Here is a 13,448-nt window from a genome sequence, read left to right on the forward strand (position 1 = left end):
GCTGCGCAGGCCCTACCGTCGGCGACTTACAAAGGAGTGCAAATGGCGCCGCGCAACCCGTTCCGCCCGACCGCCGGTTCCACCCCGCCGCTGCTGGTCGGTCGGGACGAGGTGCTGGGGGAGTTCGGCGACTCGCTCGACGACGGCCCCGGTTCCCCGGCTCGGCTCGCCTTGTTCACCGGCCCGCGCGGGATCGGCAAGACCGTCATGCTGACGGAAGCGGAGGACCTGGCTGTGCGACGCGGCTGGATCACCCTGGCGGAGACGGCGACCCCGGGGATGGTCCCGCGCCTGCGGCACGCGACGACGCACGCACTGGCGGAGATCGATCCGACCACCGCACCGGACGAAGGCGAGTCCTCGACGGGAGAGATCGCCCGACGCCTGAACGTGACGCCGTACTACGCCTCGACGTACCGGCGGCGCCTGATCGCCGCCGGTGTGGTCGAGCCGACGAGGCACGGCTACGTGGACTTCACGATCCCCTACCTCCGGGAACACCTGCGTGAGCACGCGACGCGGCAGGAGATGGCGATGCGGCGCGGCTGAACCGGCACCAGGGTGAAGGCAGGCGGGAGCCGGGAATCCGGGGAGGGCGGCCCCGCGCGACGGTCGTCGCTGCGACGCCCCGCGCGCCTCAGCGCAGCGCCGCGTCCACGGCCCCGGGCGCCAGCACGTGGTCCAGCGCCGTCCGCGCCGCGCCGCGGATCCCCGCCTCACGCCCGACCCGCGTCGACCGCACGTCGAGCCGGTCGGTGACCATGGGGGCGCAGCGCGCGTAGACGGCCGACCGCACCCCGGCCACGAACGCGTCGGCGTCGGCCAGCTGCCCGCCGACGACCAGCCGGTCCGGGTTGAAGAAGTTGATGATCGTCGCCAGGACGGTGCCGGTGCGGGTGCCGGCCTCGCGGAGCAGGTTGGTCGCCTCCGGGTGGGCGTCCCGGGCGAGCGCGACCAGGTCGTCGATGCCGGCGACCGACGCGCCGTCGTCCTGCAGGCGGCGCACCAGGGCGGCACCGCTGGCGACGGCGTCCAGGCAGCCGGTGCGCCCGCACGAGCAGGGCACGGGCGGGGCGTCGGGGACGGTGACGTGGCTGATGTCGCCCGCGAAGCCCTGGGCCCCGCGGTGCAGCGCCCCGGCGACGACGACGCCGCAGCCGATCCCGGACCCGACCTTCACGAACACGAGGTGCTCGACGTCGGAGCCGGCGCCCGCGTGCTCGCCGAGCGCCATGAGGTTGGCGTCGTTCTCCACCAGCACCGGGACGCCCAGCAGCGGGGACAGCAGCGCGGCGACGTCGGTGCCGTTCCAACCGGGCATCCGCGCCGGGGAGACGACCCGGCCCGTGCGGGCCTCGACCGGCCCGGGGACGCCGACGCACGCGGCGAGCAGCGGCCGGCCCGCGCCGTGCTCGGCACGCAGGGCCTCGACGTCGCGGAGCACGGCGTCGAGCACCGCCTGCGGCCCGTCGGCGATCGCGACGGCCACGTCCCGGCGCGCCAGCAGCGTGCCCGCGGTGTCGACCAGGCCGGTGGTGGCGTGCTGGACACCCAGGTCCACGCCGACGACGAGCCCCAGCTCCGGGGAGACCTCCAGCCGGCGGGGTCGCCGGCCACCCCGCGACGGGCCGTCACCGGCCTCGCGGACGTAGCCCGCGCCGACCAGGGTCTCGACGCGCGCGGCGACCGTCGTGGGGGAGAGGCCGGCGAGCCGGGCGAGGTCGGTGCGGGACGCGGCCCCGGCGCGGACCAGCGCCAGGACGGAGCCGGCGGAGGACGGCGACAGCGGTGCGGGCACCACGGGCACCCCGGGAGCCGGCGGTGGCACGGGCGGCGCAGGCGGTGTCATCACGCTCCTAGTGAAGCAGCCGGACGATGTGCCCGAAGTTACACCAGAAATGGACAAAGTGAAACGAAACGTGGGTGTAACGATCTGGTCTTACGCTCATCCCCACGACAGCTCGAGGAAGGAACCGGCGGATGACCGCGACGACGACGCCCGCACCCGCGATGGTCAGCATGCGCAAGGTCGACAAGCACTTCGGGGCGCTGCACGTCCTCAAGGGCGTCGACCTGGAGGTCGCGCCGCGCGAGGTGGTCGTGGTCGTGGGCCCCTCGGGCTCCGGCAAGTCGACGCTCTGCCGCACGATCAACCGCCTGGAGACGATCCAGTCCGGGGAGATCCTGGTCGACGGCGAGCCGCTGCCCGCCGAGGGCGCCGCGCTGGCCCGGCTGCGGGCCGACGTCGGCATGGTGTTCCAGTCGTTCAACCTGTTCGGCCACCGCACGGTGCTGGACAACGTCGCGATGGCGCCGGTGGCCGTGCGCCGCACGCCCAAGAAGGAGGCCCGCGAGCGCGCCATGGCGCTCCTGGAGCGGGTCGGCATCGCGGACAAGGCGCACCGGCACCCGGCCGAGCTGTCCGGCGGCCAGCAGCAGCGGGCGGCGATCGCCCGCGCGCTGGCGATGCAGCCCAAGGTGATGCTGTTCGACGAGCCGACGTCGGCGCTCGACCCGGAGATGGTCGGCGAGGTGCTCGACGTGATGACGGGCCTCGCCGCCGAGGGCATGACGATGGTCGTGGTCACGCACGAGATGGGCTTCGCCCGCCGGGTGGCCGACCGCGTGGTGTTCATGGACGGCGGCGCGATCGTCGAGCAGGCGCCGCCGGCGGAGTTCTTCGAGCAGACCCGCAGCGAGCGTGCGCAGGCCTTCCTGGCCTCCGTGCTCCAGCACTGAGCGCCCGCGCTCACCCCCCTGAACCTGCACCTCCCCACCGACCGGCCGCGCCCCGCGGCCGTCCCCTCGAAAGGCAGGCACATGCGCTCTCTGCTGAACCGGCGGCGGACCCCCGTCCTCGCCGCTCTCCTCGCCGCGGTGGCGCTGACCACCGCGGCGTGCTCGAGCGACTCCTCGTCCGGCACCGGCGTCCCGCCGGCGGACTCGGAGAGCTCCGCGTCGACCGGCCTCGAGGCCGTGTTCGCGGACGCCCCCGTCGCCGACGACGCGGACATCCTCCCGGACTCCACGATGGCGGCGATCAAGGAGCGCGGCGTGCTGCGCGTCGGCGCGGCGCTGGACGCCCCGCTGCTGTCCCAGCAGGACCCGTCGAACCCGGACGAGGTCTCGGGCTTCGACATCGACCTGGCGAAGCTGCTCGCGATCTACATCCTGGGCGAGCCGAACATCGAGATCGTCCCGCCGGCGTCCGAGACGCGCGAGGCGCTGCTGGCCAACGGCACGGTCGACGTCGTGTTCAACACGTACACGATCACCGAGGAGCGCGCGGAGCAGATCAGCTTCGCCGGCCCGTACTTCACCTCGGGCCTGGCCGTCGCGGTCAAGGCGGACAACGACGACATCGCGGGCATCGAGGACCTGGCCGGCAAGAACGTCATCGTGGGCGCCAACACCCCGGCCGTCACCGCGGTGCCGGAGGAGCAGCCGACCGCCGAGGTCACCAGCTTCGGCACCGACCCGCAGGCCGTGCAGGCGCTGGTGCAGGGCCGTGGCGACGCCTACGTGCAGGACTACATCCTGCTGGCGACGAACGCCGCGTCGAACCCCGACATCAAGATCGTCGGCGAGCCGTTCACGGCCGAGCCCTACGGCATCGGCCTGAAGCACGACGACGCCGACTTCAAGTCGTTCGTGAACACCTGGCTCGAGACCATCCAGGACGAGGGCCAGTGGGCCGCGGTCTGGGAGGCCACCCTCGGCACGGTGAACGACGGCGACGCGCCGACCCCGCCGGAGATCGGCTCGGTCCCGGGCTCCTGACGCCCTGACGCGCGCGGCGGCGTCCCGGAACCCGGGGCGCCGCCGCGACGCCGTCCCGCTCCCACCCCCACGGCTCCGGTCGCCGCGCGCGACCGGCGGAGGACGACATGCAGGTCCTGCTGGACAACCTCGACCCGCTGCTGCGGGCCCTGGGCACGACCGTGGTGATCACGCTCGTCGCCGGGGTCGCCGCGCTCGTGCTGGGCACGCTGGTGACGATCGCCCGCGTGAGCCCGGTGCCGGTGCTGCGCGGTGCCGCGTTCGGCTACGTGCAGTTCTTCGTGAACGTCCCGCTGCTGGCGCTGCTGCTGCTCGCGGTGTTCGCGCTGCCGGACGCCGGCATCATCATGCCGCTGACCACGACGGCCATCGTCGTGCTGGCCGTCTACGAGGCCGCGTACGTGGCCGAGGCGGTGCGCAGCGGCATCAACACCATCCCGCCGGGCCAGCTCGAGGCCGCCCGCGCGCTGGGTCTGCGCCTGCCGCAGATCCTCCGGCTCGTCGTCGTGCCGCAGGCGCTGCGCGCGGTCGTGCAGCCGCTCGGCAACGTCATGATCGCCCTGGTGATGAACTCCGCGCTGGCCGCCACGGTCGGCGTCGTCGAGCTCACCTCGGCGGTCAACAAGGTCAACCTGGTCGAGGCCCAGCCCATCCCGATCTTCGCCGGCGCGGGCCTGGTCTACATGGCCATCGCGCTCGCGATCGGGCTCACGGCCGGCCGCATCGAGAAGAAGGTGGCGATCGCCCGGTGAGCACCTCCACGGGCCGGAACCCGGCCAGCTCCTTCCTGTACGACGCGCCCGGTCCGCGCACCCGCCGGCGCATCCTGATCGCGTCGGTGCTCAGCGTCCTGGTGCTGCTCGGGCTCGTCGCCGCCGGGCTGGCGCAGTTCGCGTCCCACGGGCAGCTCGACGCCGACCGGTGGACGCCGTTCCTGCAGTGGCCGATCTGGGAGTACCTGCTGGTCGGCCTCGGCGGCACCCTGCAGGCCGCCGCGGTCGTCGCGGTGCTGGGCGGCGCCATCGGCGTGCTGCTGGCGCTCGGCCGGATCAGCCACGTGCGGCCGCTGCGCTGGATCGCCACCGGCCTGATCGAGTTCGGTCGCACCGTGCCGGTGCTGCTGCTCATCTACCTGATGCTGTTCGGCCTGCCGCGGTACGGGATCAACCTGCCGGTGCTGTGGAAGCTCGTGGTGCCGCTGACCATCGCCAACTCCGCCGTCATCGCGGAGATCGTGCGCGCCGGCATCCTCAGCCTGCCGAAGGGCCAGACGGAGGCGGCGCTCAGCCTCGGCATGCGCCGGCACCAGGTGATGCGCCTGGTCGTGCTGCCGCAGGCCGTCCGCAACGTCACGCCGTCGCTGGTCACTCAGCTGGTCAGCCTGATCAAGGACACCTCGCTCGGCTACGTCGTCGCGTTCACGGAGCTGCTGTACCGGGCGCAGGTGCTGTCCTCGTACAACCGGCTGCTGGTGCAGACGTTCCTCGCCGTGACCGTGATCTACCTGGTGTGCAACGGCTCGCTGTCCGCGCTGGCGTCGCGCCTGCAGGACCGTCTGAAGCGCCGCACACCCGCCTCGTCCGCGCCCACCGGCGCCGGCGGCGCCGCCCCGACCCCCGACCTGGAGACCCTCCGTGCCTGACACCACCGCCCTCGCCGAGCTCGCCGTCGTCACCCGCTCCGGGATCGTCGAGAGCCGGCACCTCGGCACCCTGGTCGCGCTCGACGCCGACGGCTCGGTCGCGCTCGCGGTCGGCGACCTGGACGGCACCGTGCTGCCGCGGTCGACCACCAAGCCCGTGCAGGCGCTCGCCTGCCTGACGGCGGGCGCACCGCTGACCGGCCCCGAGCTGGCCATCGCCGCCGGCAGCCACACCGGCGAGGACGAGCACGTCCGCGTGGTGCGGTCGCTGCTGGAGCGCGCCGGTCTGGACGACGACGCGCTGGGCTGCCCGGTCGACTGGCCCGAGGACGAGGGCACCCGCGTGCGCCTGATCCGCGACCACGAGGAGCGCAGCCGGGTCCGGATGAACTGCTCCGGCAAGCACGCCGCGATGCTGCTGGCCTGCGCCACCAACGGGTGGAGCACCGCCGACTACCTGTCCGCGGAGCACCCGCTGCAGCAGCACGTCCGCCGCACGACCGCCGAGGTCACCGGCCTCGACGTCCGGCACGACGCGGTCGACGGCTGCGGGGCGCCGCTGTTCGGCACCACGGTCCTCGGGCTGGCGACCGCGTTCCGGTTCTTCGCGACCGCTGAGCCGGGCACCCCCGCGGGGCAGGTCGCGGACGCGATGCGCCGGCACCCGTTCTACGTCGGCGGCTCCGGGCACCAGAACAGCGAGGTCATGCGCGGCGTGCCCGGCGCGGTGGCCAAGGGCGGCGCCGAGGGCGTCATCGGCGTCGCGGCGCGGACCGGCCAGTCGGTGGCCATGAAGATGGTGGACGGCTCGCCGCGCGCCACGACCGTGGTCGCGCTGCGCGTGCTCGAGGCGCTGGGCGTCGACGTGTCCGGCGCGGCGGCGTTCGCGTCGGCGCCCGTGCTCGGCGGCGGGGTCCCCGTGGGCGCGATCCTGCCCGGTGCCGCGATCGAGGACTGGGCCGCGGCGCGCGCCGGGTCCGCCGCGTGAGGGTCGACGACCGACCGCGCCGGCACGGGTCCGCGACGGCGCCCGCCGCCGACCCCCGGGCCGTCGTGGCCGTGGACGTGGGCGGGACCACCGCCAAGGCGGCGCTGGTCGGCGCCGACGGGCGGGCACGCCGGACGGTCACCCGGACGTCGGGATCCGGTGACGCGGCGGTGCAGGCCGTCGCCGAAGCGGTCCGGGAGCTGCGCGACGACGCCCCGGCTCTGGGCCTCGACGTCGTCGCGGCGGGCGTGGTGACGCCGGGGCTGCTGGACGAGCGCACCGGTGTGGTCGCGTACGCGTCGAACCTCGGCTGGCGCGACCTGCCCCTCCGGGACCGGCTGGCCGCCGACCTCGGCATGCCGGTCGCCACCGGGCACGACGTGCGGGCCGCGGGCCTGGCCGAGCAGCTGTACGGGGCCGCCCGGGGGTACGCGGACGTCACGCTGATCACGATCGGGACGGGCGTCGCCGCGTCGCTGACCTCGGCCGGCGCGGCCGTGGCAGGAGCGACCGGCGGGTCGGGCGAGATCGGCCACATCCCGGTGGTGCCCGACGGGGAGCCGTGCGCCTGCGGGCAGCGCGGGTGCCTGGAGGTCTACGTGTCGGGAGCCGGCGTGGCACGGCGGTACGCGGCGCGCACGGGGCGGTCGCTGCGGGCCGAGCAGGTCGTCGGCCTGGTCGGCACGGACCCCGACGCCGACGCCGTCTGGGGCGACGCCGTGCGGGTGCTGGCGCAGGGCCTTGTCACGGTCACGCTGCTGCTGGACCCGGCCGTGATCGTGCTCGGCGGCGGGTTCCTGGCCGCCGGGGACCGGCTGCTGACCCCCGCCCTGGCGGGGCTGGACGCCGGGCTCGCGTGGCGGGCCGCGCCCCCGGTGCGGGTGGCGCAGCTCGGCGCGCACGGCGGCCGGATCGGCGCCTCCGTGCTGGCGTTCCGGCACGCCGGGCACGGTGACGTGCCGGCGACGTGGGACGCCGGCGTGCTGCTCGACCGGAGCGCGGCGGCGACGGCGGGCTGAGCCCGGGGGAGCGACCGGTCAGGGCGCCAGGAGGTCCGTCGCCGACGGGAACGACGGCTGCGCGCCCTCGCGCCCGACGGCGAACGCCCCCGCGCGCACGGCGACCTCGGTGGCCGCCACCAGGTCCCGGCCGTCGGCGAGCAGGCGCGCCAGCGCGCCCACGAAGGCGTCGCCCGCCCCGGTCGTGTCGACCACCGGGACGCGCGGTGCGGGCACGTGGACCCGGCCGGCGCGGGTGGCGACGATCGCACCGCGCGCGCCCAGCGTCAGCACGACCGAGGGCACGCCCTGGGCGAGCAGCCCGTCCACGACGTCGCCCTCCGACGCGCCCGGTGCGCCCGGGGGTGCCGGCTCGGGTGCGGGCGCGGATGCGGTCCAGGACGTCGCGCGGCGCAGCGCCGCGAGCACGCGCGGGCCCTCGTGCTCGTTGACCACGAGCGGGTCCGCCCGGAGCAGGACGGCAGGGTCGACGTCGACGACGGGCGCCAGGTTCACCACCAGCCGGCCCGTGGTCGCGGCGGCCGCCCGCTCGGTGCCGGAGCGCGGGATCTCGCCCTGGACCAGCACCACGGCGGCCCCGGCGACCAGGTCCGCGTGCCCGGCGACGGCTGCGGCGTCGACGCGCGCGTTCGCGCCCGGCACCACGACGATCGTGTTCTCGCCGTCGTCGGCGACCGTCACCAGCGCGAGCCCGGTGGGCCCGGCGTGCACCGCCAGGGCGCCGAGGTCCACCCCGGCGGCCCGCAGCCCGGCGAGCGCCGGCTCCGCGAACCCGTCCGTGCCCACCGCGCCGACCAGCGCGGTGCGGGCCCCCAGCCGTGCGGCGGCCACGGCCTGGTTCGCGCCCTTGCCGCCCGGCAGCACGGAGAGGGTCCGGCCGGCCACGGTCTCGCCCGGCGCCGGGTGCTGCTCCACCCGGGTGAGCAGGTCGGCGTTCACCGAGCCGACGACGACGACGTCATGGGTCGGCCGCACAGCCCTGGCCTGCTGGTTCATCGTGTCCTCCTCGACGACGTCGCCGCGAGTCTGCCAGTCCCGGCCCCTCGGGTGGTCGCCGCCGACCGTGTCGTGTCAGGCATCCTGGGCGGGATGGTCGACAACGGGGCACGCCGGCTGGACGCCGTCGGCGGATCGGCGCGGGGCGTCTACTGGTGCGTGCTCGTGCTGTGCGTCGCGCTCAGCGGGTGGCTGCTCGTCGTCGCCGGCGGCATGCTCGCGCGGCCGTCCCGGCCGGGCGCCTGGGAGCCGTGGGTCAGCACCGGCGCGGTCGTCGGCGCGCTCGCCTGGCTGGTGGTGACCGGGACGTTCTACCGGAACTACCTGCACGTGCCCCGGCAGGACCCGCGCAGGGTGGCGGTCGAGACCGTGGCCGGCCTGCCGTCGGTGGTCGTGACCTGGCGCACCACGTTCCACCGGCAGCCGGTGTTCGTCTCGGTGGTCGTCGTCGTCGCGGCGGCGGCCACGGCCGTCGGGCTGCTCCGGGCCGGGCAGGCGTGGTGGTGGCTGCCGCCCGTCGTGGTGGCCCCGCTGCTGCTCGCCCTGCCCGACAAGGCGATCGAGCTCGCGCGGCCGCTGCGCCTGGTGCTGAACCCGCTCGGCATCGGGGTCACCGGCCTGGGCGGCGACGCGTGGCTCGACTGGGACGACGTCCGGCGCGTCGAGATCGAGCACGACAACCAGTGGGTCGTGGTGCGCCTGGTCGGGGTGCGGGAACCGGAGTCGTGGCACCTGCGGCGACGCGCGCGGTTCCTGCACGCGCCCACGCCGCCGCGGCCCCAGCTCGACATCCCGGGACCCGCGTTCCCCGTCGACGTGCCGACGGTCGTCGCCGCGCTGGAGCACTACTGCCGGACACCCGCCGCCCGGCCGGAGCTGGCGGGGGAGGCGGGTCGCCGCCGGCTCCTGGGCGAGCGCTGACCCCGGAGCCGGTAGCCGAGACAGGGCGCCGGCGTCGAAGTAGGGCCTGAGCGTCGAGATAGGACTCCCGTATGCCCGATCTCGACGGGGACGTCCTCTCTCGCGGTGGGCGGGGTCCCGGCGTGCGAGCCGGGCCGCCGCGGTGGACGGGCGGGCGCGGCCGGGCGAGGATGACCGCCATGACCGAGACCGTCGCCGTGACCGGCGCGCTGGGCAAGGTGGGCCGCGCGGTGGTGCAGGACCTGGTCGCGCACGGGTACGCCGTGCACGCGACCGACGTGCAGGGACCGTTCGGCGAGCGTGCCGGGCTGGGCGTGGACGTGATGCGCGCCGAGCTGTCCGACTACGGGCAGGCCGTCGAGGCGCTCGCGGGCTGCTCCGCGGTGGTGCACCTGGCCAACATCCCGCAGCCGGGGATGGAGTCCCCGCCGGACACCCTCAACCGGAACCTCGCCGCCAACGACAACGTGTTCCTGGCGGCGCAGCGGCTGGGGCTGCGCAAGGTGGTGTGGGCGTCGAGCGAGACGACGCTCGGCCTGCCGTTCGACGTCCCGCCGCGCTACGCACCGGTCGACGAGGCGCACTTCCCGTACCCGACGACGACCTACGCGCTGTCGAAGGTGCTCAGCGAGGACGTCGCCGCGCAGGTCTCGGAGTGGTCGGGCATCCCGTTCGTGGGGCTGCGGCTGTCCAACGTGTTCCCGCCGGAGGCGTACGCGCAGGTGCCGTCGTTCCAGGACGACCCCGCGAAGCGCCGGTGGAACCTGTGGGGCTACATCGACGTGCGGGACGCGGCGACGGCCTTCCGGCTGGCGCTGGAGGTCGAGACCACCGGGTCCCGGAACGTCATCATCGCGGCGGCCGACACGATCATGGACACGCCCTCGGCCGCGCTGCTGGCGGCCGAGTTCCCGGGCGTCGAGGTCCGGCGCGAGCTGGGCGTGTTCGAGACGCTGCTGGCGATCGACGGCGCCCGCGAACTGCTCGGCTTCGAGCCGCAGCACTCCTGGCGCGACGAGGTGCCGCGGGCCTGACGGTCAGGCGGGGGTCGGCACCGTCGACCGCCGGACCCGCAGGCTCGTCACGGCGGCCGCCAGCACGGCCGCCCCGCCGCCGAGGTCCTGGGACCGCATCGTCGCCCGGAGCCGCACGGTGCCGCCGCGCTTGAGCGCCAGCCGGGCCCGCAGCGGGACGCGGCTCCACACGGTCGCCGTCGCGACCTCCTCGTACGGCAGGTAGCGGAACTGCGCGGCGAGCCCGGCGACGGTGGTGCTCTCCAGCAGCGCGCGCATCCGCTTCGGCCCGGAGCCCCGGAACGGCGCCGGGACCAGCACCAGCCCCTCGTCCAGCACGTACACGTCGTGCCGCACGCGGTCGACCTGCACCGAGGACACGGCACCGAGCAGCTGCGCGCCGAGCGCGTCCTTCTGCACGGCGGCCTGGCCGGCCCGCTCGACGTCGACGTGCAGCGCGGCCAGGTGCCGGCGGGCGTCGCCGACCGTGCCCGGGTCAGCCGCGAGGGCGGCGAGCGGGCGCGGGTCGATCGGGGCGCCGTGCCGGTCGACCAGCCGCGGCCCGCCGACCCACGGCTGCTCCCAGCGGGCGATCCCGGCCTGCACGGCGGCCGTCGCCACGACGACCTCGAGCGCGTCCACCAGCGTGCCGGGCTCGTCGGGTCCGGGGTCGGCACCGCGGCGAGCCGGGCGGGGCGGGGCCGGCGCCGCGGCGCCCGACGGGAGCGCGAGCCCGAGCTCGGCGGCGAGCGGGGCCGCCCGGCCGTGCTCGACCAGCGCGAGCACGGTCGCGACCGACGCGTGCGGGACGCCGGCCACCCGCGACGCGGCGCGGTACACGCCGTCGGCGGTGCGCTGCCGGTTCCGGGTGGTCGCCGCCGCGCCCAGGTCCGGCCAGTCGAGCTGCTGCCGGTCCTCGAACCGCAGCGCGCCCGCGGAGACGAGGGCGGCGGCATCGGGGAAGCCGGGCACGAGCAGCGTCGCCCGGCGGGTGTCCCGGGCCCGGTGCACGTCGGGCACCCGCGTCATCGTGGCGATGCGGACCGCGTGCGACGGGTGGCTGTCCCAGCGGGTCTGCGTCGCGTCGGGGGCGCCGCCGCGCAGCTCCGCGAGCTCGTCGGTGCGAGCGCGCAGCAGCTGCTCGAACCCGCCGAAGAACGCGTGCGGCGTGGTCGCGTAGCCGGCCTCGAAGGCGGGGGCGACGTAGGTGCCCGTGTAGAACGACCAGGCGGCGGCGACCACCTCGGTCTCGTGCAGCGCCTCCTGGGCGACGGCGCGGCCGGCCACCCGCACCGAGATCTCGTCCGCCTCCAGCTCCTGGCGCCGGCTGACCGCGGCCGACACCAGCAGGTACAGCCGCGCGTACCCGAGCAGCAGCCAGCCGACCACGGTCCCGGCGAGCTCCTGCACCGTGGCCAGGACGACGGCGCGCCCGCGGTAGGTCAGCGGGCCGAGCCGGGTGTGGCTGCGCGAGTAGTGGCCGAGCTCGTGCGCGAGGACCGAGCGCAGCTGCGCGACGTCGAGCGCCTGCAGCAGCGGCACCCCGAGGTACATCCGGCGCCGGCCGCCGACGAGCCCGAGCAGGCGCGCCTCCTCCGACACCGCGGCGTTGACCTCCGGCACCAGCCGGATCTCGTCGGGGGCGCGGGTGCCGGCCGCGGCGGCCAGCTCGCGCACGACGGTCCAGAGCTCGGGGGCGGCGCGCTCGGGCACCTCGACGCCCTCGGGAGGAGCGGACTTCGCGCGCGCGACCTTCCACAGCGCGGACACGATGCCGAACGCCAGGACGACCGCGAGCAGCGCGAGGTAGCCCGCGCCGCGGGCGTGCTCGCTGCTGAACGCGAGGACGCTGAGCCAGCCGAGCCCGACGACCAGGCCGACGGAGACGAGGTAGAAGCCGGCGAGCATGACCAGGCTCAGCGCGGCGCGCAGTGTGGTGACCATCGGGCGGGGACGCTAGCAGCGGCGCGGTCGCCCGTGCGCCCGCCGGTCAGGTGACGCGGACCGCGATGCCCGGGTAGTCCAGCACCAGGCCGGCGTCGTCGTAGGTCAGCACCGCCTCGAACGCGCCGCCCTGCGACGTGTAGTCGAACCGCCCGTCCGGCCGGCGGCGGTACGTCTGCTCCAGGCGCACGACCGACAGGTCCAGCGCGCGGACGTACACCGCCGGTGCCACGACCACGTCGCCGACCGGCAGGTCCAGCCGGTGCACCGGCAGGGTGTTGGTGCACGCCGAGGCCTCGAGGTCGACGTCGAGCAGCCCGTCGAGGTGCGGTGCCGTCACGCCGTCCACGGTCCAGGTGCCCCGTCCGTCGGAGCGCAGCACGGTGGCGCGCGGGCCGTCGACGGTGTCCGACCACACGCGCGCCTCGCGGGTGCGCCAGGCGTCGTCCAGCGCGATCTCGTACCGGACGGCGTAGGTCAGCCCCGCCTCGAGCGCGGACGTGTGGCCGCGCAGCAGCCCGGGTCCGGGGTGCACCACCTCGAACCCGTCGACGGCGTCGACGAACCGCCACGCCGCCCGCACCGGGAGATCCGCGAGCACGCCACCACTCAAGCACGGGTCGTCGCCGGGGTGGAAGGGTGCCGCCCGTACGATCGGGGCCGTGCCCACACCTGACTTCGTCCTCGACCTGCGCGAGAAGATCGGCCACGACCTGCTCTGGCTCTCCGGCGTGAGCGCCGTGGTCGTCCGGCCCGGTGCCGACGGCGACGAGGTGCTGCTGGTGAAGCGGGCGGACAACGGGGCGTGGACGCCGGTGACGGGGATCATCGACCCGGGGGAGGAGCCGGCCGTCGCGGGTGCCCGCGAGGTGCTGGAGGAGGCCGAGGTGGTGGCCGTCGCCGAGCGGCTCGCCTGGGTGCACACCCTGGCGCCGATGACCTATCCCAACGGCGACCGGTCGCAGTACCTGGACCTGACGTTCCGGTTCCGGTGGGTCTCGGGCGAGCCGGGGCCGGGCGACGGCGAGAACACGGACGCGCGCTGGTTCCCCGTGTCCGCGCTGCCGGAGATGTCGGCGGAGATGCGGGCGCGGGTCGCGCACGCCCTGGCGCCGGAGACGGCCACGCGGTTCGCCGTCTGAGGC

14 protein-coding genes are annotated in these 13,448 nt (G+C 75.6%); 10 read left to right on the top strand and 4 right to left on the bottom strand.

Features of this window, described 5'->3' with window-relative positions:
- The first annotated feature begins 42 nt into the window (after positions 1–42).
- The gene (locus tag AC1050_RS14305) at positions 43–549 is read left to right on the top strand and encodes an ATP-binding protein (RefSeq protein WP_482388071.1); all 507 of its coding nucleotides are present in this window, start codon (positions 43–45) and stop codon (positions 547–549) included.
- A gap of 88 nt (positions 550–637) precedes the next feature.
- Here the strand turns inward: AC1050_RS14305 and AC1050_RS14310 are convergent, their stop codons facing one another.
- On the bottom strand, positions 638–1,798 hold the full coding sequence (locus AC1050_RS14310) for an ROK family transcriptional regulator (RefSeq protein WP_482388072.1): 1,161 nt from the start codon (positions 1,796–1,798) through the stop codon (positions 638–640).
- 182 nt (positions 1,799–1,980) lie between these two features.
- On the opposite strand from AC1050_RS14310, the gene AC1050_RS14315 reads away from it, so the two are divergent.
- The 6 genes from AC1050_RS14315 (at position 1,981) to AC1050_RS14340 (ending at position 7,429) form a co-directional block, all read left to right on the top strand.
- On the top strand, positions 1,981–2,739 hold the full coding sequence (locus AC1050_RS14315) for an amino acid ABC transporter ATP-binding protein (protein WP_482388073.1): 759 nt from the start codon (positions 1,981–1,983) through the stop codon (positions 2,737–2,739).
- 81 nt (positions 2,740–2,820) lie between these two features.
- Positions 2,821–3,780 carry a glutamate ABC transporter substrate-binding protein gene (locus AC1050_RS14320; protein ID WP_482388074.1) on the top strand — a complete coding sequence of 320 codons (960 nt, stop codon included), beginning with the start codon at positions 2,821–2,823 and terminating at the stop codon, positions 3,778–3,780.
- Positions 3,781–3,887: 107 nt separating this feature from the next.
- Positions 3,888–4,532 (top strand): amino acid ABC transporter permease, encoded by a 645-nt coding sequence (locus AC1050_RS14325; RefSeq protein ID WP_482388075.1) that lies wholly within the window; start codon positions 3,888–3,890, stop codon positions 4,530–4,532.
- On the top strand, positions 4,529–5,422 hold the full coding sequence (locus tag AC1050_RS14330; RefSeq protein ID WP_482388076.1) for an amino acid ABC transporter permease: 894 nt from the start codon (positions 4,529–4,531) through the stop codon (positions 5,420–5,422). Before AC1050_RS14325 ends, AC1050_RS14330 begins: the two co-directional genes overlap by 4 nt.
- Positions 5,415–6,410 (top strand): asparaginase, encoded by a 996-nt coding sequence (locus AC1050_RS14335; protein ID WP_482388077.1) that lies wholly within the window; start codon positions 5,415–5,417, stop codon positions 6,408–6,410. Before AC1050_RS14330 ends, AC1050_RS14335 begins: the two co-directional genes overlap by 8 nt.
- On the top strand, positions 6,407–7,429 hold the full coding sequence (locus AC1050_RS14340; protein WP_482388078.1) for an ROK family protein: 1,023 nt from the start codon (positions 6,407–6,409) through the stop codon (positions 7,427–7,429). The genes AC1050_RS14335 and AC1050_RS14340 overlap by 4 nt, the downstream gene beginning before the upstream one ends.
- A gap of 18 nt (positions 7,430–7,447) precedes the next feature.
- Here the strand turns inward: AC1050_RS14340 and AC1050_RS14345 are convergent, their stop codons facing one another.
- Positions 7,448–8,425 carry a ribokinase gene (locus AC1050_RS14345; protein ID WP_482388079.1) on the bottom strand — a complete coding sequence of 326 codons (978 nt, stop codon included), beginning with the start codon at positions 8,423–8,425 and terminating at the stop codon, positions 7,448–7,450.
- A 72-nt stretch (positions 8,426–8,497) separates the two neighbouring features.
- Between AC1050_RS14345 and AC1050_RS14350 the strand changes: the two genes are divergently transcribed.
- Positions 8,498–9,346, top strand: coding sequence for a hypothetical protein (locus tag AC1050_RS14350; RefSeq protein ID WP_482388080.1), 849 nt, complete (start codon positions 8,498–8,500; stop codon positions 9,344–9,346).
- A gap of 179 nt (positions 9,347–9,525) precedes the next feature.
- A complete protein-coding gene (locus tag AC1050_RS14355; RefSeq protein ID WP_482388081.1) occupies positions 9,526–10,380 on the top strand; it encodes an NAD-dependent epimerase/dehydratase family protein in 855 nt (284 codons plus the stop codon).
- 3 nt (positions 10,381–10,383) lie between these two features.
- Here the strand turns inward: AC1050_RS14355 and AC1050_RS14360 are convergent, their stop codons facing one another.
- Positions 10,384–12,303 carry a M48 family metalloprotease gene (locus AC1050_RS14360; RefSeq protein WP_482388082.1) on the bottom strand — a complete coding sequence of 640 codons (1,920 nt, stop codon included), beginning with the start codon at positions 12,301–12,303 and terminating at the stop codon, positions 10,384–10,386.
- A gap of 46 nt (positions 12,304–12,349) precedes the next feature.
- Positions 12,350–12,904, bottom strand: coding sequence for a putative glycolipid-binding domain-containing protein (locus AC1050_RS14365; RefSeq protein ID WP_482388083.1), 555 nt, complete (start codon positions 12,902–12,904; stop codon positions 12,350–12,352).
- Positions 12,905–12,965: 61 nt separating this feature from the next.
- On the opposite strand from AC1050_RS14365, the gene AC1050_RS14370 reads away from it, so the two are divergent.
- Positions 12,966–13,445 carry an NUDIX hydrolase gene (locus AC1050_RS14370; RefSeq protein ID WP_482388084.1) on the top strand — a complete coding sequence of 160 codons (480 nt, stop codon included), beginning with the start codon at positions 12,966–12,968 and terminating at the stop codon, positions 13,443–13,445.
- Positions 13,446–13,448 lie beyond the last annotated feature (3 nt).

This window comes from Cellulomonas sp. NEAU-ZC6 (genome assembly GCF_056844425.1).

Excerpts from the sequence above, each read along its gene's own strand:
- AC1050_RS14320 (WP_482388074.1), top strand. The coding sequence starts at position 2,821 with ATGCGCTCTCTGCTGAACCGGCGGCGGACCCCCGTCCTCGCCGCTCTC.
- AC1050_RS14360 (WP_482388082.1), bottom strand. The coding sequence starts at position 12,303 with ATGGTCACCACACTGCGCGCCGCGCTGAGCCTGGTCATGCTCGCCGGC.
- AC1050_RS14355 (WP_482388081.1), top strand. The coding sequence starts at position 9,526 with ATGACCGAGACCGTCGCCGTGACCGGCGCGCTGGGCAAGGTGGGCCGC.
- AC1050_RS14315 (WP_482388073.1), top strand. The coding sequence starts at position 1,981 with ATGACCGCGACGACGACGCCCGCACCCGCGATGGTCAGCATGCGCAAG.
- AC1050_RS14305 (WP_482388071.1), top strand. The coding sequence starts at position 43 with ATGGCGCCGCGCAACCCGTTCCGCCCGACCGCCGGTTCCACCCCGCCG.
- AC1050_RS14345 (WP_482388079.1), bottom strand. The coding sequence starts at position 8,425 with ATGAACCAGCAGGCCAGGGCTGTGCGGCCGACCCATGACGTCGTCGTC.
- AC1050_RS14325 (WP_482388075.1), top strand. The coding sequence starts at position 3,888 with ATGCAGGTCCTGCTGGACAACCTCGACCCGCTGCTGCGGGCCCTGGGC.